Origin of the sequence: Aliidiomarina taiwanensis, from assembly GCF_003987015.1 — a bacterium.
In the GTDB taxonomy this organism is placed as follows: Bacteria; Pseudomonadota; Gammaproteobacteria; order Enterobacterales; family Alteromonadaceae; genus Aliidiomarina; species Aliidiomarina taiwanensis.
The window spans coordinates 1-22,820 of the sequence record NZ_PIPQ01000003.1 but is presented as its reverse complement, the minus strand read 5'-3'; the positions used below and the strand labels follow the sequence as shown (position 1 = coordinate 22,820).

22 protein-coding genes are annotated in these 22,820 nt (G+C 46.9%); 19 read left to right on the top strand and 3 right to left on the bottom strand.

Going from position 1 to position 22,820, the window contains the following annotated elements:
- Positions 1-5: 5 nt before the first annotated feature.
- From CWE15_RS06760 to CWE15_RS06735, 6 genes are all read left to right on the top strand, one after another.
- Positions 6-689, top strand: a complete 684-nt coding sequence (locus CWE15_RS06760) for a dienelactone hydrolase family protein (RefSeq protein WP_126757333.1) — start codon at positions 6-8, stop codon at positions 687-689.
- Between the two features lie 23 nt (positions 690-712).
- A complete protein-coding gene (locus CWE15_RS06755) occupies positions 713-1,864 on the top strand; it encodes a cytochrome P450 (RefSeq protein WP_126757332.1) in 1,152 nt (383 codons plus the stop codon).
- 88 nt (positions 1,865-1,952) lie between these two features.
- On the top strand, positions 1,953-3,860 hold the full coding sequence (locus tag CWE15_RS06750) for a diguanylate cyclase (protein WP_126757331.1): 1,908 nt from the start codon (positions 1,953-1,955) through the stop codon (positions 3,858-3,860).
- Positions 3,861-3,954: 94 nt separating this feature from the next.
- Positions 3,955-5,889 carry a methyl-accepting chemotaxis protein gene (locus CWE15_RS06745; protein WP_126757330.1) on the top strand — a complete coding sequence of 645 codons (1,935 nt, stop codon included), beginning with the start codon at positions 3,955-3,957 and terminating at the stop codon, positions 5,887-5,889.
- A gap of 1 nt (position 5,890) precedes the next feature.
- Positions 5,891-6,637, top strand: a complete 747-nt coding sequence (locus CWE15_RS06740; protein ID WP_198674988.1) for a DUF5020 family protein — start codon at positions 5,891-5,893, stop codon at positions 6,635-6,637.
- Positions 6,638-6,800: 163 nt separating this feature from the next.
- Positions 6,801-7,982, top strand: a complete 1,182-nt coding sequence (locus CWE15_RS06735) for a multidrug effflux MFS transporter (RefSeq protein WP_157980727.1) — start codon at positions 6,801-6,803, stop codon at positions 7,980-7,982.
- On the opposite strand, the gene CWE15_RS06730 is transcribed toward CWE15_RS06735, so the two are convergent.
- A complete protein-coding gene (locus CWE15_RS06730) occupies positions 7,979-9,469 on the bottom strand; it encodes an MDR family MFS transporter (RefSeq protein ID WP_198674987.1) in 1,491 nt (496 codons plus the stop codon). The genes CWE15_RS06735 and CWE15_RS06730 overlap by 4 nt on opposite strands.
- 162 nt (positions 9,470-9,631) lie before the next feature.
- Here CWE15_RS06730 and zapE point away from each other — a divergent pair, with 162 nt between their 5' ends.
- A complete protein-coding gene (gene zapE, locus CWE15_RS06725) occupies positions 9,632-10,768 on the top strand; it encodes a cell division protein ZapE (RefSeq protein ID WP_126757328.1) in 1,137 nt (378 codons plus the stop codon).
- A 35-nt stretch (positions 10,769-10,803) separates the two neighbouring features.
- Here zapE and CWE15_RS06720 read toward each other — a convergent pair whose 3' ends face one another.
- Positions 10,804-12,363 (bottom strand): sensor domain-containing diguanylate cyclase, encoded by a 1,560-nt coding sequence (locus CWE15_RS06720; RefSeq protein ID WP_126757327.1) that lies wholly within the window; start codon positions 12,361-12,363, stop codon positions 10,804-10,806.
- A 198-nt stretch (positions 12,364-12,561) separates the two neighbouring features.
- Here CWE15_RS06720 and CWE15_RS06715 point away from each other — a divergent pair, with 198 nt between their 5' ends.
- The 10 genes from CWE15_RS06715 to CWE15_RS06670 all read left to right on the top strand — a co-directional run bounded on the left by CWE15_RS06715 (position 12,562) and on the right by CWE15_RS06670 (position 20,668).
- Entirely contained in the window at positions 12,562-12,924 is a 363-nt protein-coding gene (locus CWE15_RS06715; RefSeq protein ID WP_126757326.1) for a PadR family transcriptional regulator, read from the top strand.
- 43 nt (positions 12,925-12,967) lie between these two features.
- Entirely contained in the window at positions 12,968-13,888 is a 921-nt protein-coding gene (locus tag CWE15_RS06710; RefSeq protein ID WP_198674986.1) for an HAAS signaling domain-containing protein, read from the top strand.
- A 123-nt stretch (positions 13,889-14,011) separates the two neighbouring features.
- On the top strand, positions 14,012-14,341 hold the full coding sequence (locus tag CWE15_RS06705; RefSeq protein WP_126757325.1) for an NINE protein: 330 nt from the start codon (positions 14,012-14,014) through the stop codon (positions 14,339-14,341).
- A gap of 15 nt (positions 14,342-14,356) precedes the next feature.
- On the top strand, positions 14,357-14,791 hold the full coding sequence (locus CWE15_RS06700) for an MgtC/SapB family protein (RefSeq protein ID WP_126757324.1): 435 nt from the start codon (positions 14,357-14,359) through the stop codon (positions 14,789-14,791).
- 27 nt (positions 14,792-14,818) lie between these two features.
- Positions 14,819-15,124, top strand: a complete 306-nt coding sequence (locus CWE15_RS06695; RefSeq protein WP_126757323.1) for a PAS domain-containing protein — start codon at positions 14,819-14,821, stop codon at positions 15,122-15,124.
- Positions 15,121-15,666, top strand: a complete 546-nt coding sequence (locus CWE15_RS06690; RefSeq protein ID WP_126757322.1) for an EAL domain-containing protein — start codon at positions 15,121-15,123, stop codon at positions 15,664-15,666. The genes CWE15_RS06695 and CWE15_RS06690 overlap by 4 nt, the downstream gene beginning before the upstream one ends.
- Before the next feature lie 168 nt (positions 15,667-15,834).
- Complete coding sequence (locus tag CWE15_RS06685) at positions 15,835-17,889, top strand: TonB-dependent copper receptor (RefSeq protein WP_126757321.1); 2,055 nt, start codon at positions 15,835-15,837, stop codon at positions 17,887-17,889.
- Positions 17,890-17,907: 18 nt separating this feature from the next.
- On the top strand, positions 17,908-19,119 hold the full coding sequence (locus tag CWE15_RS06680) for a sensor histidine kinase (protein ID WP_126757320.1): 1,212 nt from the start codon (positions 17,908-17,910) through the stop codon (positions 19,117-19,119).
- A 4-nt stretch (positions 19,120-19,123) separates the two neighbouring features.
- Positions 19,124-19,672: a response regulator transcription factor gene (locus tag CWE15_RS06675; RefSeq protein ID WP_126757319.1), complete on the top strand. Its 549-nt coding sequence runs from the start codon at positions 19,124-19,126 to the stop codon at positions 19,670-19,672.
- A gap of 153 nt (positions 19,673-19,825) precedes the next feature.
- Positions 19,826-20,668, top strand: a complete 843-nt coding sequence (locus CWE15_RS06670) for a pirin family protein (protein WP_126757318.1) — start codon at positions 19,826-19,828, stop codon at positions 20,666-20,668.
- Positions 20,669-20,996: 328 nt separating this feature from the next.
- On the opposite strand, the gene CWE15_RS11935 is transcribed toward CWE15_RS06670, so the two are convergent.
- Positions 20,997-21,137, bottom strand: coding sequence for a hypothetical protein (locus tag CWE15_RS11935; RefSeq protein ID WP_157980726.1), 141 nt, complete (start codon positions 21,135-21,137; stop codon positions 20,997-20,999).
- A gap of 109 nt (positions 21,138-21,246) precedes the next feature.
- Between CWE15_RS11935 and CWE15_RS06665 the strand changes: the two genes are divergently transcribed.
- Positions 21,247-21,819: a nucleotidyltransferase domain-containing protein gene (locus CWE15_RS06665; RefSeq protein ID WP_241971863.1), complete on the top strand. Its 573-nt coding sequence runs from the start codon at positions 21,247-21,249 to the stop codon at positions 21,817-21,819.
- A gap of 16 nt (positions 21,820-21,835) precedes the next feature.
- On the top strand, positions 21,836-22,249 hold the full coding sequence (locus tag CWE15_RS06660; protein WP_126757317.1) for a hypothetical protein: 414 nt from the start codon (positions 21,836-21,838) through the stop codon (positions 22,247-22,249).
- The last annotated feature ends 571 nt before the right edge of the window (positions 22,250-22,820 follow it).

Sequence of the window (22,820 nt, the reverse complement as noted above, 5' to 3'; positions counted from 1 at the left end):
CTATAATGCAAGGTGAAATGATAACCTTTGAAAGTCAGAGTGGGACTTGCCAAGGCTATTTAGCCTTACCTGAGAGTGGGAAGGGGCCAAGTGTCATTGTGTTGCAGGAGTGGTGGGGGTTAGTGGACCACATTAAAGAAATTTGTGACCGCTTTGCTGCTGCTGGCTTCATTGCCCTCGCTCCAGACTTATACCATGGTGAGTCGACGAGCAGCCCAGATGACGCGGGCCGCATGATGATGGCCATTAATATTGAGCGGACAGCGAATGACTTACGTGGCGCTGTACAGTATTTATTAAGCCATGCAGGCAATACCAGTAAAAGCGTAGGCACCGTCGGTTTTTGTATGGGCGGCCAGCTTTCGTTGTTTGCTGCATGCAGTAATGAACAAGTGGGGGCGTGTGTAAACTTTTATGGTATTCACCCAGACGTAACCCCAGATATTGCAAGCTTAGAAGCGCCAGTGCTTGGGTTTTTTGCTGAAAACGACAGCTCGGTACCGCCAAGTGCCGCCAAGCAGTTAGAAGCGGACTTAAAAGCGGCAGGGAAAAAGGTCAGCATCCATATTTACCCGAATGCAGATCATGCATTTTTCAATAACACCCGCCCCGAGGTGTACCACCAAGCTTATGCTGAGGACGCATGGGACAAAACCCTTACATTCTTCCGACAAGAGCTAAGCCAATAATCCATTAAGTACAGGAGCACAGCATGCCAGACCATATGCCTGAAGACCTTTCAGCTGTTGGCCGCGACTTAAGGGCCTTTACCGACGAGCTAAGAAGCCAGCATGCAGTGGTGAAAAACAACTTAGGGGAGTGGGTGCTGCTGCGTCACAAGGACGTGGTGGCAGCCGCAAAAGACGATAGCCGCTTTTCTAGTGCCGTGTCCCGTTTTTTACAAATACCCAACGGCTTAGATGGAGAAGAGCATAGCCGCTATCGAGCATTAATCGATACCTTCTTAACCCCCGCCGCCTTGCAACCCTTTGTTCCAGTATTCGAAGAAATAGCTGCAGAACTCGTTCAAGAGCTGATGCAGCAAAAAGGACCCATTGACGCTGTAAACGACTTAGGAGCTGTGTTTGCAGTGCGGGCTCAATGTGCCTGGCTTGGTTGGCCTAGTCACTTAGAGCAGCCACTTCTGCAGTGGATGAAGAACAACCATGCAGCCACGCGGTCGGGGAGTGATGACGAGAAAGCAAAGGTTGCGCAAGACTTTGACAACATGATTAAGGCAGCATTAGAGCACACAGCACAAAAGCAGGAAGCGCTTTCGGTTACTCAGAAGTTGCAACAGGCTTGTCTTGACGGTCGGTTGTTAACGGAGGCTGAAGTTGTTTCCATATTACGTAACTGGACAGGCGGTGACTTAGGCTCGATGGCTCTTTGCATTGGCGTTTTGGTGGCCTACTTGGTGCAAGCAAAGGAAACCAACCCCCATTTGTTTTCTGAAATAGCAGAGTTTTCATTACAACAGCAAGAGCAATTCATTAATGAAGTGTTGCGAATAGACTGCCCTTTTGTTTCGAACCGCCGTGTCACTCGAAGCCCCGTGCATGTTGCGGGCGTCCATATACCTGCTGGTGCTCGAGTTAAATTGAATTGGACGTCGGCAAATCGGGATGAGTCTGTTTTTGCAAAAAACGAATTTGACCCGAAGGGGCATGCTGCGAATAACCTTGTATATGGTGTCGGCAAACATGTGTGCCCTGGGCAAGTTTTAGCAACGTGGCAGTTGCGTATTGTCCTTATGCAACTGATACGCCAAACGCCCCAGCTGAGAGCAGACGACAGTTTACAGTGTATACGTGAAGTTGCTCCATTAGGTGGCTACGAACGGGTACCAGTCCATTTCATTTAGTTGGTTATTTCCACCCGTGAAAAAAGGTTGTGATGTGTTTGTGTATGACTAATAATATAAAAAGGCTTACACACATTGAGCAGGCTCAATGGATAGACGCAAGCATGATCGGGCGCAACAGGCAAAAAAAACCGTTACCACTAAACTTTTATTGCAAATTAGTGGCTGGGCATGTGTAGTCCTTTTATGTGCTTCAACGATTCATTTTTTCTTAACTTACGAGCGTGCAAAAACATCGATTATTCAAACACTTCAGTTTGACATCGACAGCCGCCTTGAACGCTCACAACTGTTCCTTTCGTATATTGAAAAAAATGCCGAAAACTTAGAAAAAGAGTTCTTACGTCGCTATGATATTTTTCTAGATCATCCGGATTGGGCAGAACGATTCGACGCTTGGTACGAAGAAACGTCGCCTGGTGTATTGCGCCTAAAAAGCGACTTTTACCACGGAGTCAGCTTTTACGAAGGGTATTTTCGTGGGGTTACTTCATTTATTGGTCCTCACCAACAGCCCTTAACTCAAGAATTTAAACTACGTATTCTTGCTGCGCAGCATACACTTAATAAACTGGGCCCAGCTTGGGAAGGCTTAGTGGCCGGTACGCATTTTTCATTGCCTGAAAACGCACTCATTCAATACTCCCTAGAACACCCATGGGGCTTGTTAGCCGACAAGAACCTAGTCATTACCGACTTTTCTGTGGTGAAGTCTACATTGCAATCAGAAAACCCAGAGCGTCGGCCGGGTTGGACCGGGCTATACCACGACACCACAGCAGGTTATTGGACGCTTACTTACCAAAAGCCCGTTGACCGTGATGGACAGCACTTGGTGAATGCGAGCTTTGATGTGCGTTTAGACTGGTTGATAAATAACTTAACAGCACGGCCAAAGCCGAATGCAGAGCACTTTGTGTTGAACAGCAAAGGGGAAGTGGTAGGGGCTTCAAACATTCGTTTTCAAAGCTTAAGCGTGCCGGTTATTGGTGAAGCGACAAGCTATAAGGACGCGCAAGCAACGGCCATGTTTCATGCCCTGGAGGCAGCGAATAAACTGAAAGAAAATGCCGTTGTGTATGGCTTTCTTTCCGAACAAATATTAATTGTGCAGCATATTGAGAATGCAGGCTGGTGGTATATCACAGCATATCCACTGGGGGAAATTCGCAGTAAAGCACTGATTGCGCCTCTGCAATTCACTATTGGTGGCGTTATTCTTGTGCTTTTTATTTTAGTCGTTGTGTACTGGCTGATTCGGCGCGACGTGTCAAAACCCCTGCGCTATTTATCGAAGGTTGCCAACATGGTAGACGCAAAGAACTACAACGAAGTGGTTCGAGAAAGTAAAGAAAAAGTGCATGCTCGGGGTGAAGTAGAGCTGGTTCTGCAAGCATTCCGAACCGTTGCAGCCCGTTTTATTCGAGCGCAAGAGCAGCTAGAGCATGAAGTGAAGGAGCGTACCGCAGAGCTTGAAGAAGCAAATAAAGAACTGGACCGTTTAGCTCACTTAGACGGGTTAACCTCCTTATTAAATAGGCGCTCGTTCGACCGTGATTTACGCAATCACCTGCGTGAAGAAGGTCATTATTGGTTAGTGCTTGGCGACATTGACGACTTTAAATTATTTAATGACAACTACGGTCATGAAGCAGGTGATGTGGCTTTACAAACCATAGCCGGTTACTTAAATAGTAAGTTTCATGGACATGCTTACCGTTATGGTGGCGAAGAACTAGCTTTGTTGCTACCGGTTAGTGACACACAAGCGCAGCGGGAAGCCATTTTAAGTATGATTCATGATATTGAGTGCTTAGAAATTCCCCATGAATTCAGTTCCCGGCCGCACCCGTTTTTAGGGGTGAGCTTTGGAGTGGCTCCTTTATTACCAGGAGACTCACCGGAAGATGTGATTCGCCGTGCCGACGAGCGTTTGTACGAGGCAAAAAATGCAGGAGGAAAGCAAGTTAAGTTTTGCCCATTTATTGCACATTAAAAAGAGTTTTTCTTCAAGTCTGTTGAATGCAACCCGATAAAGAGTTTACGAGTAAAATTTTTAAGCCTCTCGTCCTTTAATTGTGAGTAATACCATGAACAAATACACCTTACGTACATTATTTATTGCTTTTACAGCTATATCACTCGGGTTACTCACCTTAGTGTCCACAGTTGTGAATGTGTATAACTTCTCTGGTTTGTACTATGAACAAACGGAGTCGGAGTATATACCGAATAGCGTTGGACGGATCGCTGAGGAAGTTCGCAATGAACTTATGCCCGCTATATATACAGCTCAATATATGGCTCAAAATAGCATGCTGAAAGAATGGGTGCGTGAAGGCGAGCAGAGCTCTCGCCTGTCGAGTAGCGTAATGGAATACTTCAAGCAACAGAAGGAAGATGCGGATGCAGACACTCTTTTTTGGGTTTCGGCAAAAACCCAAAAATATTATACAGATGCAGGCATATATAAGCAGGTTTCACGAAGCGATGAGCGTGATGACTGGTTTTATACCATTGTCGATGGGAAGCCATATAATTTAGTCACGCTTGATCGCGATGAACGTACTGGCAAACTCACTTTGTTTGTCAATATGCCTGTTTACCTAGACGGCAAGATTGCCGCGGTAACAGGGATAGGAATCGATGTGTCTGATGTGACTGAAATGGTCACAGGGCATACGTTGGGCCAAAATGGTTATTTGTTTGTTGTTGATCAGAACAATCAAATAGTTGTTCACCCTAATAACTCTTATGCTGGCCGTATGTTGGGAGGTACGAATGCTTATGCTTCGATTAGTCATACGCAACAAAGTGGGGAACAAGCATTCTCGTTGATAAAGGCTGAAGTCGGTGGTGAGTCGGCTTATATTGCAACTCAACAGATTTCAAACACTGGGTTAAAGCTGGTCGCAGTGCAACCAGAACGTGAAATAAGCAGTACCATCAATAGCGCAGTGTCATTCTCTGTTGTTATCAGTATTGTGCTGGCGATTATTTGCGTATTTTTAGCTGTCCTGTTTGCAAACTCACTAAGTCAGTCGATACGCCGAGTTGGAGATCGTCTGGTAGAAATGTCAGGCGCTGGTGGGGACTTGACGAATCGGCTGGATGACAACCACGATAATGAGCTAGGGCAGCTAGCCAAAGGTTTCAATGCCATTCTCGAACGTATCCGAGAACTCGTTGCAGAAATTCAGAACACAGAAGCAGAAATGAAGGCAAGCATAGAAGAGCTTGCAGAGCTTGCACATAATACGTTCAATGCGACGGATGCACAGCGAGCTGAAACGGATTTAGTCGCTACCGCTATTACCGAAATGGGACAAACCATCCGTGAAGTGACAGGCATTGCTCAGCAAACAGCTACAGACACGGAAAATGCAGTAGAGGAAACGCATCAGACTAATGACCGGATGGAGCTAACATCAAGCACCATGCAGGAGCTTAACTCTGTTATGAGCGCTATTCAGTCAACTATTATGGACTTTGCAGAGCAAGCCGCAGCAATCAACTCTGTGGTTGAGGTGATTAACGACATCTCCGAGCAAACCAACTTACTTGCGTTAAATGCCGCTATTGAAGCTGCACGAGCGGGTGAGCAAGGGCGAGGTTTCGCGGTTGTGGCTGACGAAGTTCGTAATTTAGCGAAACGAACACAAGACTCTACCTTGAAGATTCGGGACCAAGTTGCGCACCTTCAAGAAACAGCACATAAGTCAACGCAAGCGATAGATGAAGGAACTGCGAATAGCCAACGAGTAGCAATAAGTACAAAAGAATCGGCGTTAGGGCTTGTGAGCATTAAAGAAAAGTTTGACAATATAAGCTCGAGTAACCACCAAGTAGCAGCCGCTACAGAAGAACAAGGCTCCGTTGTCGAACATATCAATAAATCGGCACAGTCTATTTCAGATAGTGCAAGTACAATCCATATGGATGCAGAGAAGCAGCTTGAAGCTATTAGCGCTCTCCAGCAGCGAGCAGAGCATTTGCGTGTATTGGTAAATCAATTCAAGGTATAAGATGAATAAAAGTAGTAAGCATGTTTCTTTTTGTTTTATGGCGGGTGTTATCGCAAGCTCGGCAGCTCTACCACTCAGTGCTGAGGTTCTATGGCAGGATTTCAGTGTAACGTATTTGAAAGGTCATCATTACCGTGTAGGAACACCGACTCAGCAGGTGTACACCATAGAGCATGCTGCAGCGACCAGCTGGGGCGACAGTTTTTTCTTTCTTGACCACGCGCGCGAAACCGATGGAAGCAGAAGTAACTATGCCGAATGGGCGCCACGCTTAAGTGCGTCGAAGCTCACAGGAAAAAGCTACAGCTACGGCTTTGTAGATGACTTGCTTTTGAGTACTACGGTGGAAATGTCCGAGTTACAAACCAATTTTCTATATGGCGTGGGAGCCGATTTCAGCGTACCTGGATTTCAATTTGCACAACTGAATGCCTACCGTCGAGTGAATGACCACCAAACCAATAACTGGCAATTAACCGGTGTTTGGGCTGTGCCATTTGCGCTGGGCCAACAAAGCTTTTTGTTTGATGGCTTTTTTGACTGGACGAATACCACCGCTGATCAGCGTTCAAGCTTCAATACCAACATACAACTGAAATGGGGTCTTCACCCATTGCTGGGACTGTCTCAGCCGCTTTATATGGGCCTTGAATATGTGTATTGGCGCAACAAGTACGGCATTGCTGACAATCCATTTTTCCGTACCAACGAGTCGAACATGAACCTTTTGGTGAAAGTTCACTTCTAAGCTTTGTACGGCTTTAGTTCTTGAGCTAAAAGCGCGGAAAGCGTATTATGCGGGCCGTACCAAAACCACGTTGATAGAACGAACCGTTTCTAAAGCTAGGCACTTGCCTGGCTTTTTGTCATGAAGGATTTTCATTATTAAAACCAGCATCCCTAAAAACAACTTGCCCTTTGCGGTCATTATTTTACTAGCTTCTTTAAGTGCTTTAGTTGCGGCCGCAATTGATATGTATTTACCTGCGTTTCCAACGGTTGCTGAAAAACTAGAAATAAGCGTTGGCCAAGTACAGCAAACATTAACTGTCTTTCTGATTGGTCTAGGGGTAGGGCAGGCTATTTATGGCCCCTTGCTGGACCGGTTCGGACGCAAAGCTCCCTTGCTTGGCGGTTTGGCTTTGTTTGTTATTGGCTCAATTGCAGCGGCCTTCAGTAATAGCTTTGAAACTTTATTGATTGCACGCTTTGTTCAGGCGCTCGGGGCTAGTGCAGGCTCGGTAGCTGGGCGAGCTGTGGTTTCTGATACCTGTGACACACAAGAGTCGGCACGGGTGTTTTCTATTTTAGGGCAAGTGATGATGCTAGCGCCCATATTAGCGCCAATGATTGGTGGTTTGGTGTTGATCTACGCCGATTGGCAAGTGATCTTCTGGGTTATGGCCGCGATTGGTGCGGTGAGCTTGTTACTGACCATGCGTCATTTACCGGAAACGCTGGCGGTGGAAAAACGTGTGCCCCTGTCGCTGGTGACCATTATCCATGGCTACCTTCGTCAGCTCATTCAACCAGGGTTCTTTTTCTACACAATGGCCATAGGCGCAACCTTCGGATTTATTTTTATCTATGTGGGCTCCGCCCCCTTTGCCTTTATCGACAGTTTTAACTTGTCGCCGACGCAGTTTAGTTTCTTGTTTGCTGCCAATGCCGCCACCATGATCGCTATGAGCCAGGTGAACATGCGCTTACTCAAACGCTTTAGCGCCAATCAGCTGCTGTATGCAGGTTTACTAGCCTTTGTCGCCTGCGGTTTAGCCTTATCGGCCGTTATTCAGTGGGGCCAGGTGAACCTCTGGAGCTACGCTTTACTGCTTGCTCTGAGCATAGGAACCACAGGCTTTATTACCGGGAATATGTTTGCTGCTACCATGGCCAGCGTAAAAGAAAACGCTGGTACCGCGTCTGCCTTGCTGGGCGTGATGCAGTTTAGCATTGGTGGTGGTTTAGGCTATGTGGTGAGCTTGTTCACCCCGCACATTATTTGGTTACCTTTGTCCTTCGCAGTACTGGGTTTTGCAGCTTTGGTGTTCTGCATTCTGGGTAAGCAATTGACGCCAGCAGATCCAGCTTAAGAGCTAAAGTGCTTCGGGCTGGCCCAAATGGTAAAGAGCGTGAGGGTGGCCACCACAAACAAGCCTGTATACAGGTCGTGGGTTGCGTTATACACGGCCTGACGCAGGTACTCTTTAACCGGTAGGCTTATACCTGCAGTATTGAGCACACTTAAAATAGAGTCGAGCTCAGCGGGTAAGCTGGTGTGTAAATGAGCCGGTGGGTTTTGAATTGCACGCTTTAAGCTGGCATTAAACAAAGCCCCAAACACAGCAACCCCCAAACTTTGCCCTAAAAATCGCGCAAACATATTCGCTCCGGTTACTACACCGCGCCGTCCCCAATCTACCGAGGACTGAGCGCCTACCAGGGTTGAAGTGGACATTAAGCCGAAGCCTGCGCCTATGAGCACTTGAATAGCGGCAACTCGCCACAAGGGCGCTTGGTAAGGCAACAAGAGAAATAGCAGGGCGGCAGTACAGGCTAAGCTGCTGCCAATAAGCGCTGTGTTGCGAAATCCAATGCGCAAATATAAGCGGCCCGACAAGGCGGAAGCCGTGGGCCAACTTAGGCTCATGACAGCTAATACCAAGCCAGCTGTTATAGCATTCACGCCATACACAGACTGAGCAAAGGTGGGTAAGTAAGCAACGGGGCCCATGACCATAAAGCCCATGCCAATCATGGAAATATTCGCCCCGGCGAGGGACGGGCGCCGCCACAGCCAGCCGGGCATAATAGGCTCGGCCGCTCGGCGCTGGGTCCACACTGCAAAAGCAATAAACACCAAAGCCAAAGTAAAAATGGCCACGCTCTGGAAGGACAGCCAAGGCCACGCTTGTCCGCCCTCTAATAGCGCTAAAATAAGGGTGCTAACGGCTGCTAAAATGGCGGCAGATCCTAAATAGTCCACTTGGTGTTGCTTTGGTTCACGCTGCTCATGCAGAAAGGCGACGAGCAAGCTGATCGCCACAATGCCAATGGGCACATTCACCAAGAAAATCCAACGCCAAGAAATAAACTCGGTGAAAGTACCACCAAGTAAGGGGCCAGCTATCGCGGCAACCCCCCAAACACTGGACAAAAAGCCTTGAATTTTTGCCCGTTCTCGCAAGGAATATAAATCGCCAGCGAGGGTGGTAATAGTGGCCACCATAGCCCCCGCACCTAACCCTTGAATGCCCCGAAACAAAATGAGGGAATGCATATTCCAAGCAGCGGCTGCTGCGGCAGAAGACATCAGAAAAACAACGCTGCCGGTTAGTAAAATAGGTTTGCGGCCATACACATCGGCGAGCTTTCCATAAATGGGGATAGTGACGGTTTGGGCTAAAAGGTAAATAGAAAACACCCAAGTAAACAAAGAAAAGTCGCCAAGGTCAGCCACAACCTGTGGTACTGCCGTAGACACTATGGTCACATCCATAGCGGCCAGCATCATAAACAACATGAGGGCGGCGAGTACCCAAGGCCTGTGCTTATGGGTTGTTTCTTGCTTTTGGGACACACGGACTCCGTAAGAATAAAAGTAGAAGGATTTAGCAGGCTCAACTTAACATACTTTCACCCCCATATGCCTGTACCCTTGGTTGGCTTTGGTGTTGTTCTGTGTACCATAGGCCCATTCCCGTGTGCCCGTTGTTCATATGAAAAAGGAATATTTGATTTTATGACATCTTCTGTCTTGCCCTCAACGGAGAAACTAAGCCCGCTTGAGGCATACCAGCAGGCCCTGGCGAGTGGTTTTAAACCAGACGCAGCACAAGCAGCCGCGGTTAAAAGCCTGCAGGCTTGCTATAAAGCATTACATTCAGGCCATGAACAAGTACAGGGTGTGTATTTATATGGCCCAGTCGGGCGGGGTAAAACCTGGCTGATGGACCGATTTTATGAAAGCTTAGCAGTGCCCGCGAAGCGCCAACACTTTCATCATTTTATGCGCTGGGTGCACCAGCGTTTATTTCAGTTAACAGGGCAGGAAAACCCGCTCACCGTTTTAGCTCACGAGCTTGCCAGTGAGGTTAAGGTACTGTGCTTTGACGAGTTGTTTGTGAGTGACATTGGCGACGCTATTTTGATTAGTGGTTTGGTGCAAGAGTTGTTTGCACAAGGGTTAGTTATGGTGGCCACCTCCAACCAACACCCAGACCAGCTCTACGAAGACGGTTTTAACCGCGAGCGTTTGTTACCAGCCATTGCAGCGCTCAAGCAGCATATGCAGGTCCTGTCCGTAGATGGCGGGGAAGACCATCGGCTGCACCCAGGTGAAGTGCTACAGAAGTATTGGGTGAACAATGCGGACGCCTTTGCCCAGCAGTTTTATGAGGCAGTGGAAAAGCAGCAAGAGCACCTGTTGCAAGGCCCTGAGCTCACACTGGGCCCGGTTGCTATAACGGTGCAACAACGGAGCGAACATATCCTTTGGTGTGAGTATTCGGACTTGTGCGAGCAGCCACTTGCTGCCGTTGACTTTATTGCGTTGTGCGATCAATTCAGCGCCATCTTTTTAGACCAGCTGCCGCAGCTCACCTGTGACTCAAAGTCCACCCATATAGCGCGTGGTACCGAAGACGGTGTGATGCAAGTGAAAGCAGGGGACCGCACCTTACCTCAGTTGTCGCGGAAAGACGACGGCGTGCGAAGGTTTATAGCCTTGGTAGACGAGTGCTACGACCGGGGCGTTCCTCTTTATATCAATGCTGCTGTGCCGTTGGACGAACTCTATACACAGGGTGCCTTGTTATTCCCGTTTCAACGGACGTATAGCCGCTTACAAGAAATGCAGCTGGCGCGGTTTGGGCGTTAAATAGGGTTAGGTAGAGTGAATTACTTTTCACTATGTTAAGCGCTGACAGTGGTATTTCGACCTTGTTCCTTGGCTTTGTATAAGGCTTGGTCTGCTACTTTAAGAACACTATGCACTGTGTCTGTAGGCCCCGTCCATTCCGCTACGCCAATCGACACGGTAACAGGGGCATTTAGCGGCAAGCTGGTTTGAGCTAAGTGTGCATGTAGCGACTGGGCGTGGGTGCAAGCCTCTGCTTTTGTGCTGTGCGGAATGAGCACAATAAACTCTTCGCCACCACTACGGCATAAGGTAATGCCTGCAACATCAAGCTGCTTTAGGAGTGCCGCGAAGGTAATAATGACCTGATCACCAATGTCGTGACCGTACGTGTCATTAATAACTTTAAAGTGGTCTAGGTCACACATCATCACGGCAAATGGTGTTTCATTGAGCTCGTATTGCTCTAATACATGCTGCATGCCGCGGCGATTCAATAAGCCTGTCATGGGGTCGGTTTGGCTGTCGTTATAGAGTTCTTGAATACGCTGGTTAAGGAGTTCCGTGCTTTTGATAATGGCCGACTTCAGTTGTGCTGCCTCAAAGTACCAAGCACGAATGACATTAATATGTTGGCGAGGGGTAGGGTCTTGAGGGCTGGTGCTTTTTGCTAAGTGCCAAAGTGGTCTAGAAATTAGAGTAGAAGCAAGCCATACACCTAAAAGAATTAGAAGAATTAAAGGGCTATTTTGCAATATCACCTGCTTCATGTGGCTATTTAATGGCGCTAGTGTTGCTGTTAACGGGCGCTGCGCCACAATACCCCAGCCAGCAAGTTCTACAGGGGCAAAGCCCGCCAACATATCAATGCCCTTGGAATTGACAATGGGGGTAGCGCCATGGGTGCCTTGTGTCACAGTATTAACAGCGTCGTTTATGGACACAAGTTCACCTACTCTGCTTGCCTCTGGGTGGTATATTATGGTGCGATTGCGATCGACCACATATAAGTAGGAACCGTCTTTGTAGTCGTGTGAACCAAGCAAAAAGTTGAGTATGTTTTGTTTCTCTAAATAAATAGAACCGGAAATGTAACCTAAATAGTCGCCTGCTTCTGAAAAGATAGGTTGCGACAAACTAACAAGGTAGTTGCCAGCGGGCGATAAAAAGGGGTCTGTCACCAAAGGACGTTTAGCATTTAAAGACTGGCTAGCACTGGGTGTGGACACAGTCAGGTTGTTCTCGGCAAACACCGCAGGTGAGGACGCAATAATTCGACCTTCTTTGTCGACGACCACGACAGAGTTAAATTGACCCGACTGCTTATGTAAGCGTTCCACCTCGGCAGTCAAACGCTGTCTGTTATCCATATTGTTGGTCAACATAGAGGCTGAATAGCCTAAATGGCCTAAGCTGGTTTTAACAAAGGTTGCGGCAACATTGGCAAGCTTGGCGGAATAAACTCGGTTTGACTCGAGAGTATTTTCAATAAGTAGCTGCCGCTGTACTTTATAGGCAGCGAGGTAACTACTTGCGAGAGTCAATAATATGCTTAATACCCCAAGAGATAAAATTAAGCTACGAAGTTTAATTTTTTTATACCAGTGGTGCTGCATATTCGAAAAAGACCATACCTATTAGTTGATATTTTGTAAGTCAGGGCTAGTCTACCACAACTTTCTCATGTTCAACCTTTATTCAGTTTAAAGAAGAAAGAAAAACTTGCACTGATACTGTGCGGCGTCTAGTATATTGCTATGCGATGCACAGTATGTGGCGCATAGTATGAGCGAAGAAACGAAAAGGGCAATAACATGACAGCGGCACAACTCGACAAAATACGATTGGAATTACGCCGGGGGGTGTTGGTGCTAGCGGTGCTGAGTTCACTGCAGCAGCCCCATTACGGCTATTCCTTGCGGCAACAGCTGCAGGCAAAAGGAATAGACATTGACGAAGGTACCTTGTACCCCTTGGTTCGGCGTTTAGCCGATCAAGGCTTGTTAGAAAGTGAATGGCGTCATGCAGAAGGCCGGGAGCGACGTTATTACCAGCTTTCTGCCCATGGCCATACGCTATTAGCTCCTTTAATTGAGGAGTGGCAAGGCTTGAATAGCGCATTAACAGATGTACTAAGTGAGACCATGGGGCAGCAAACAACGCCTAACGTATCATAATGGACTAAACAGCCTCGGCCAACCAATCAGCCGAAGGGAGAAGATGATGAATCTTGTGGAGCGATATATAGCAGCAGTACAACGGGAATTACCCGAGAAAAAACGTGACGAAATAGGGCGTGAACTGAAGGCCAATATTCTTGACGAGCTAGACGCTATAAAGTCTGAACAGAGTCAGTTAACGGATCAAGAAATAGCACGGGTATTAAAAAAACTGGGGCATCCGCGCGAGGTTGCGCATCAGTTTGTGCCGCCAAGCCCATTTATCCATACGGCGTATATGGGCCTGTACAAGAATACATTGGGCTTAGTGCTTGGTTTATTGTTTGTATTGCAAGTGTTCAGCAGCGCAATGGCTTGGACAAGCCATGACACCTTTAGCATTTTCAGGTTTATGCTCAGTGTATTGCAAGGTTTTCTTGAACAAGGGTACTTTGCGTTTACTGCTATTACAATTACCTATTGGTTGATGTCGCGGCAGCAAAAACAACCCACCTTGGCTTGTTCTAAGTCTTGGCAACCAACCGAACTGCCGGCAGTAGGGCCTGCTTGGCAACATATAAAGTTACACGATATCTTTATGAACTTAGCCAGCTATATTTTCTTTCTCGTGGTTATATGGTCCCCGCACTCCATGCTGTTTAGCGCCCAAGCATTAGCCGCTTTCTATTGGGCAACCCCGGTTATTTTGCTTGGCATGGTGGCTAGCGTATGGCAGTTGCGAACCCGATTATGGAGTCAAAAGAGTTTGTTCCTGAATGCTGTGGTCAATGTACTGCTAGGGGGTATTGCATTATACACGGCTCGTTTAAACCCGCTTTTGCTGCACCAGGCAGAAGCAGCGTCTGGGCTGTTTTCCGTGGCGCAGCTAGAGCGCTCGGCGACTGTGTTTTTAGTGGTTGTAGGGCTGCTCATGTTTTTTGAGGGCCTGCGGGACGGAAAACGAGCTCGAGTATTAACATAGTCACTAATAAGGTTCGTTATGGAATGTTTGCGGTTTTTTAAAAAACGGTGCTACATTAGACTAGTAGCTCAAATAAAACCGCCGTTATAGGCTAATAACTAAAACAAAAAAATGGAATGAAGAATGAAAAATAGTGACGAGGTATTTTGCTCTGAGTGTGGTGAAATTATTAAAGCGAAAGCTGAAATATGCCCCAAGTGTGGTGTGCGTCAAAGCCCGCCCCCGAATGTGTTTGGGCCAACTACGGCAAGTGGGAAAAACAGAGTAGCGGCAGCGCTCTTTGCCTTCTTTTTGGGTGGTTTAGGCGTGCATAAGTTTTACTTGGGGCGCATTGGCCAAGGAGTCTTATATTTACTGTTTTGCTGGACTTTTATTCCATCCATTATTGCCTTTATCGAGTTTATAATTTACCTGGTAATGAGCGACGAAGAGTTTAACCGTAAGTACGGGTAAAAGTAAGGAGCGCCTATGCCGGAGCTTGATATTTCGCTCATCATATTTAGCTTGTATCAAATTGGCATAGCCTTTGTACTGGCCTTGCCCATTGCCTTCAACCGCGAATTGCATGACAGTGGGGCAGGGCTGCGGACTTTTCCCTTGGTGTCCATTGCTACCTGTGCTTTTATGTTAGTGGGTATGGACGTGTACCAAGGCTCCGACGCCGAAGCTAGGGTGATGTACGGGCTAATTACCGGCATGGGTTTTATTGGGGGTGGGGCCATTTTTAAGCAAAGTGGCAGTGTCAATGGAACAGCGACAGCAGCAGGTATTTGGAATACAGGGGCTATCGGGGTTTCAGTGGCTTATTCCCGCTACGAAATAGCCATCGTCCTTTCTTTGGTTGGCTTTCTCATTTTCCAATTTTCAGGTGTGTTTAAAAGGAAGGCAAAGAATTTAAATTAAGAGTGGGCTTGGAGCAACAGACTGTTTATGACGAACACTTCCAGCAATAAAACACATGAGACACGTTTTCATAAGCTTTTTGAAGACACACAGTCCATGTCGATACAAGGTTATCGTATGGACGGTTCCGTTGTTTATTGGAATGCAGCGTCGGAAAGAATTTACGGCTACTCCATTAATGGAGCTTTAGAAAAAACACTATACGACCTTATTATTCCCGAAGAAATGCGTGACGACGTTAAGAAGTCAGTTGCTTGGATGTTTGAGAACCGCAAAGAGATCCCTCCTGCTCGACTCAGTTTAAAACATAAAGATGGCAGCATGCTGACATAGGCTCTATTCCCCCGAATGACTTTATTCCCATAGCGGAAGCAACAGGAAGCATTATCAGCATTGGCGAGTGGGTTCTAGAACAAAGCTGTCAAAAGCTGGCGCTTTGGCGTGGGCAAAGTGACAAACAACATTTACGCATATCTGTCAATGTAAGTCCTGTCCAATTTCGCAGTGTCGTCCTAGTGCCGCGAGTAAAACAAACCCTAGATAAAACGGGCGCACCAGCGAGTAAGCTCCGCTTTGAACTCACGGAAAACATGCTTGCGGAAGATATAGACTTTGTTGTACAGCAAATGAACAGGCTACGGGAACTAGGCGTGTCCATTTCGCTGGATGACTTCGGCACAGGCTATGCCTCTTTGGCCTATTTGACACGCCTGCCATTGGATGAGTTAAAGGTAGACCGAATGTTTATCAGGAGTTTAGATGTGGAAGCTGAAGAGGCTCTGCTAGCTCAATCGATTATAACCCTTGGGCAAAGTATGAACCTTGTAGCTGAAGGTGTTGAGACTGAACTTGCTGTCGCTACCATTCTTCCTTAAGGGCTACAAGCAAGTAGTGAAGAGCAGGCCTTTGCCTCGGACATTTTAAAAGCCAGAGGCAGTTTACGATTTATAGGGTGGGCGCTCCCCTGCGACAATTTGTCACATCTTCTTTTCTTTTTTATTTCGTAAAATACAGCACCTTTGTACCTAATTTGGGATGTAGTCATGGTTGTACGTATTTTATATCTTACCATTCCTATGCTTTATGTTGGCTCTGTGGTTGCTGCAGAGCCAGAAGAAACAAAAGAACAAAGCAAACAGTCTTTCGAGCGTATTCAAGTAACGGGCACCGTAATGCAATCGCCAAGTGTTGTGGTGGAAAATACAAAAGTGCCTCGTCAACCTCTGCCCGCACACGACGGTGCTGATTATTTAAAGGGTATTACTGGGTTTCAGGTGGTTCGAAAAGGAGGAGCTAGTAGTGATCCTGTATTTCGTGGGTTGGCGGGCTCGCGCATCAATATTTTGAGTGACGGTATGCCACTGCTGGGGGGCTGTGAGTCACGGATGGACCCGCCAACGGCGTATGTGTCGCCGCAAAGCTATGATAGCATTCGCGTCACTAAAGGGCCTTACAATGTGGCCTCGGGCCCTCCTGCAGCAGCGGCAACGGTTAACTTTGAACGCAATAAGCCTGATTTCACTGAACAACCATGGCACGGCTTCATTTCAATGACCGGTGGAAGTTTTGGGCGTGCAGAAACCAACGCTGAGTTACAAACGGGTACGGATGAAGGTTATTTGCGTGGTAACTATACCTTTGCTCGTTCTGACAACTATGCAGACGGTGAGGGAGCAAACGTACATTCGCACTATGAACGGTGGCACGCAGCGCTTGTAGCGGGCCTGTATGTAACCGACAAACAGGAGTTAACGCTTTCGGTTGGCTTAGGTGATGGAGAGTCTGCTTATGCTGACCGTATGATGGATGGTAGCTCCTTCTACCGTGAAAACCTGTCCTTGGTTTGGCAGTCCCAGGATGTAAGTACGCTGATTGCCAACATGCAGGGGCGGGTATATTACGGTTACATTGACCATATAATGGATAATTACTCATTACGAAATACTTCGGCGGTTGAGGCTGGCGTTATCATGCCTGCAGCGCATAACCCGGATCGATATACGCGGGGGGTGTCAGGGCGGGTTCGTTTTGAGCCATGGTATTCGCATGACGTTGAGGTTGGCTTTGATGGGATGCAAAGTACACACCGCGACCGAATGAGCATGAACGTCAATATGCGCCCTTTGCCTGAGCAGAAGCGCACTACGGACGCTAAAATTGAGCAAATGGGTCTTTATATTGAAGGTCAATCGAGATTGTCTGAAGCGCATAGGTTTTATTATGGTTATCGTGCTGATCGCTGGCGTGCTGAAGACTTGCGCAGCCACCTTGATATGCAGCAAACTCAAGTAAATCCAACAGCGAATGAACAACGTGAGGACACATTACACAGTGGGTTTATGCGTTTCGAAGTGCAAAAGGGAAGTGCCACCTATTATGCCGGTGCGGGGCAAGCTAGCCGCTTCCCTGACTATTGGGAAATGATAGCCCGTGGGCGCGAGTCGGAAACCAGTGCGAGTGCGCTATATATTAAGCCGGAAACGCTACGGCAGTTTGACATTGGTTGGATGAAAGACACCACGACGCAGGCAGGCCATGACCTTCGTTACGCGGTGAGCTATTTTTGGAACCACATTGATGATTATATTTTAATAGAGCAAACGCCTTCAACCGAGTTGAGCCGAAACATTGATGCACAAATTCAAGGCATTGAAATTGACACCAAATGGCAAATACGTGATGTATTGCAATTCACTGCGAGCTTAAACTATACCCGAGGGAAAAATAAAACGGACGGGTTACCTTTAGCTCAACAGGCGCCATTAGAAATGAAGTTTGGCGCTTCTTACCAGTTAAGTCATTGGCAATTAGGCGCCCAAGTCCGGGCGGCACAGGCGCAGTCGCGTATTGCGCCGCAACAAGGCACGATTGTTGGCTTAGACAATACGGAAACGTCCGGTTACGCTGTTGTTGCTTTGAATGCTTCTTGGCATGTGAATGCACAGTTACAGCTTCATCTAGGTATCGACAATGTGTTTGACAAACAATACGCAGAGCACTTAAGTCGCAATGCCAGTACTATTGCAGGCTATCCAAGCTTGATGAAGGTGCCGGAGCCTGGACGAAGTGGTTGGTTGTATATCAGTTATCGATTGTAGTGCCCCTAAGGAGCTAGTTTGCAGAATAGTGAGCAGCGTATAAATTTCCTACTTCGCGTACTTTTCATTGCCAGCGTAGCTGTTTGTTCTTTTGTCAGTGGCTACTTGGTATTTGTTGGCCCAGAAGTGCCGTCTGGATGGTTGTGGCTTACCGTTGCTGCAGCGTGTGCGCTGTTCACGAGTAATTGGCTTGAAACGCACGCGTTTCGTTATGCTTTAATCGTTCAATTTTGTTTAGCCATTACGCTATGGGGGCTTATGGTTGCGAAGGCCGGTGGCGCAATGAGCTCCGCCAATGCACTACAGTTAATTTTAGTTGCGCTTATTTATTTGGCGTTACCCTTGCGGCAAGCTTTAGTTACGTCACTGCCTTTGCTCGCTTTTCAACTTTATTATGTGGGTGACTTATGGCTAGAGACTAGTGCGCATGAGCACCAGGCACACTATGCCGGCATGTCGGTTAGTTTTTTACTTGCATCTGTTATTCTTGCTGTGGTTATTTATTTGTTGAAGCATGCTTTAGCAGACCAGCAAACAGAACTGGCACGGTTACGAGAAGAGCAGTTGCGACAAGAGCAGGTTATTGCATTGGCAACGGCAACAGTACAAATGACGCATGAGCTCGCTACACCGTTAAATACGTTGAGCCTTTGGGTTGATGAAATTACAGAAACCGGTGACGCTTCTCAACAGCAAGTAGCGGAGCTTGCACCACCGTTACAGCATATGAAGTACCTATTAGGTGACTTAAGGCGAACGACACAAGCCATTTATCAAGAGCGTGCAGAGAGCTTTAAAGTCGCTTCGATACTGCACACATTAAAAAACCAATTGAATTTACAGTTTCCACAGGCACACGTACGCTGGTTCGGGCTGGATGAGCACAGCGATAAAGTAATGTATGCCGACTACAGTTTGTTGCCGGCACTGTTAAACTTACTTCGTAATGCGATTGAAAATAATAGTGCAAAAGAGCCTTGGGTAAAGGTGCACAGTTGGATTGACACCTCGAAACACCAACACTGTTGGATTTTCACTATAGAAAATGAAGTAGTGAGTTTTCCGGAAGCACTGCTACAACAACTTGGTAAAACGGCAGTGAAAAGTACGCAAGGGCTGGGTATTGGTACCTTGTTAAGCCACGCTACACTCGAACGATTTGGTGGCTCGTTAGCGATGCATTACCAAGAGCCTATTTTGAAACAAACAGTGAGCCTCCCACTCCAATAAGCCGATGCAAAAAAAACACCTTATCCATATTGATGATGATGTCGCATTTAGTCGAGTATTGGCCCGCCGGCTGGCCCGGCATCAGTGGAGCAGTGAGCCACATGAAAGTATTTCCAGTGCCTTAGCAAGTAACACAAAATGCCATGCTGTTCTGTTGGACCTTCATTTAGAAAGCGATTCGAGTTTGAATGCTATTCCAGACATTCGTAACCGTTGGCCCCAGGCCCGTTTGATTGTGTTAACGGGCTACGCAAGTATTGCCACGACTGTGTATGCTATGAAAAATGGCGCCGATGACTATTTAAGCAAACCCGTTGAAATACATACGCTGCTTGACAGCTTAAACCATGCAGTAGAAAAACAGTGTGTGCCATCAGTAGAGCTGAGGCCACTTGCTCCGGAAACGTTGGAGTGGGAACTTATTCAGCAAACGTTGCTAAAACATAAGGGCAATGTTTCCGCAACAGCGCGTGCACTGAATATGCATCGCCGTACCTTGCAACGCAAGTTACAGCGAAAAAGCCCCTACGGCTCCCATTCTAATGAAAAGTAATACCCATGCCAGAAGAGCAAAACGCCCACCTTACTGTTCTCGACCTATCTAATTATTCGAACGAACCGTGCGAATAAACGCCATTTTATAACGACAAAATAGATAGTAAGCTGCTCCTTATAGTCAGCAAACAGTCCTAAAGGAGTTATTTGTATGCAACGCACAATTTCAAAGGTCATTTCTGCCCGTGCTGCCAGTGATGGTGCGGGTGTTAAAATTAAGCGCAGCCTTGGACAAAGCCAAGTAGCAAGGCTCGACCCGTTTTTAATGCTTGATCAGTTTTTCTCAGACGATGCCAACGACTATATTGCAGGCTTTCCAGAGCACCCGCATAGGGGCTTTCAAACGGTGACTTACATGCTGGAAGGCCATATGCTGCACCAAGACAGCTTAGGAAACAAAGGCGACTTACGCTCTGGTGATGTGCAATGGATGAATGCTGCACGAGGCATTATTCATAGCGAAATGCCACAGCAGGAAGAAGGCCGCATGCGTGGCTTTCAACTTTGGATAAACCTACCTAGCCATGAAAAAATGTTACCGGCCAGTTACCAAGATGTGCCCAGTAGCAGTATGCCATGGCAAACGGTTCGCCAGGGCGTCCAGGTAAAAATGATTGCAGGCAACCTGCAAATGGCCGACACCGAATTTTCAGGAGCCATTCAAGGGTTAAGTACCGAAGCTATTATGGCTGACGTTGACATGCAACAAGCCACACAGTTAAGCGTTGAACTCCCCGAAGGGCATAATGCGTTTGTATATTGCTACCAAGGCGAGTTAACCATAGAAGGTGAGGTGGCCCCCTTAGACGCTGTTAGCATCTTGTCAGAAGGGAGTACATTAACCGTTCAGGCAAACCAAGCGAGCCGCTTTTTACTTTTAAGTGGCAAGCCGATTAACGAGCCCATTGCCCAATACGGCCCCTTTGTTATGAACACCCACGCAGAGTTAGAGCAAGCGATGCGAGACTATCGAGACGGTACCTTAACGGAATAAGGCGGCTTCGCCTTGATACCAAAATGCTCCCGGCAATGTTTTAACGTAAGGCAATGCCTTACCTTGTATCTCTCAAGGTGACGTGTTTAGCTAACATTTCACCAGTGGAGTAAGTGTGGCTGAGCCTGACAGCTAATAAGGCCAAGCCTTTCCATCAGACGCCCAGCGCGATAACGGCTTTAAGGTACATCTTGAGCGGTCACCATCTCTGCTCTGCTGCGGTGAACATTGAACACCGTACACAGTTTCTTTACTGGGTAGCTCGTTTCATCAGAAGTCCTCATGCAAACCTGTATTATAGTGAATCTGTTGCATTGACCATTTGAATCTACAGTAGCTTTTTTAATATGTCTTTTTCCATCTCAATGTCGCGAATTCGCTTATCAAGCTCACGTATTCTAAACTGCTCTGGCTTCATTGGCGTGGCCTTAGAGCTTTCTCCGTCACGCTCCTTCGAGTCGAAATTCATGGCTTTAATTACGTTTTGGTCTTCTGGTCATGTTGTGTAACTTAGCTCGACAAGACTCATTTTAGGTCTTATAGTACCCAAAATGGGTCTTTTGGTTGGGGTGTTATGAGTGAACACAACAATTGGTGATGCGCTTTTTACCAAAGCACAACAGAAAGTTTTAGCTATGCTATTTGGTCAGCCAGATAAAAGCTTTTATTTGAATGAAATAGTGCGCTATGCAGATATGGGGCGTGGCGCTATAAGCCGCGAGCTGAATAAGCTTACCGATGCAGGCCTGTTAATAATGCAAAAGCAGGGCAACCAAAACCATTACCAAGCTAACAAAGCTTCGCCCATAGCGAGTGAGCTAATTGCGATTGTCAAAAAAACCTTTGGTGTTGTCGCCATAATGCAAAACGCGTTAACACCTATACTGGGACAGCTTGAACAAGCTTTTATTTATGGCTCTATTGCTAAGGGTACAGAGCATGCAGACAGTGATGTGGATGTTATGTTAGTTGGTGAAAACCTTAGCTATAGCGACATACTACAATTATTAGAGCCCGCCGAAGAACAGTTGCAACGCACTATAAACCCCACTATTTATACAGCCAAAGAGTTTGCAGCCCGGATAGCCGAAGGCCAAAACTTTTTGACTAAAGTATTGGCACAGGCGAGACTGGATTTGTTAAAGGATTAACACTGCAGGAGCCCACATGGAAGCGCTAAAAAATTTAGTAAGAATAAACCAGTTAAAATTAGAGCCGTTTGACGAAGTTGAATTTGCTGGCATGTTGCGGGCAGGCGATAACAAATTAAACGATGCATCGCTTAAAGAGCTAAGTGAAGATAGCCAGTTTATGCTGGCTTATGGAGCAGCATATACCTTTTCTTTAGCAGCGTTACGCTGGCATGGCTATCGTGCAGATAGTCGTTACATAGTGTTCCAGTGTTTACAGCATAGGCTAGCACTGGATAGGGTAAAGTGCCGTATTCTGGATCAATGCCATAATGCGCGTAACCTGGCAGAGTATGAAGGGCAATTAGATGTGAACTCTCAGCTACTAAATGAATTACTAAACATAGCTAGAGAAGTGCAAGGCTTAGTGAAAGAGCTAAAGCTAGAATAGTGGCGACGTTCATCAAAACCAAATGATGCATTAACGTAAGGCAATGCCTTACCTACGGGTTATGAACAAAAAGGCGTTACCGAAAGGTAGCGCCTTTTTTATTTGAATGTGGTGGAGCTGGGGGATTACGAAAGCCGTCCCTGGCTTTCGCCCTTCGGGTCTGCGGCTTCGCCTTGATACCAAAATGCTCCCGGCATTTTGGCGAACCCTTACGGGGGCTCTCATCCACCCCAGAAACAAAAAAACCCAAGCCAAAGGCTTAGGGTTATTTTGTTTGGTGGAGCTGGGGGAAGTTTAATTGACATGCTATTGCTTTGATATTTGGTGATTTGTTTTTATTAATGTTGCTATTGGAATACATGCAGGAATACACAGTAGTGCGCTCTGTTACAGTTGCCGTTAACAAAATCAATAAAACCCCAGGTCACAGAGCGATGAATTTGTGCGGTAGTGTTCAGAATTCTGTGTCATTTCGATAAACTAAGCAAAAACGAGATGACACATGACCAAACCAAACTTCGACATGGAAGCTGCCTTAGCGCAATTGCGTGAGGGCAAAGACCTTACCGGT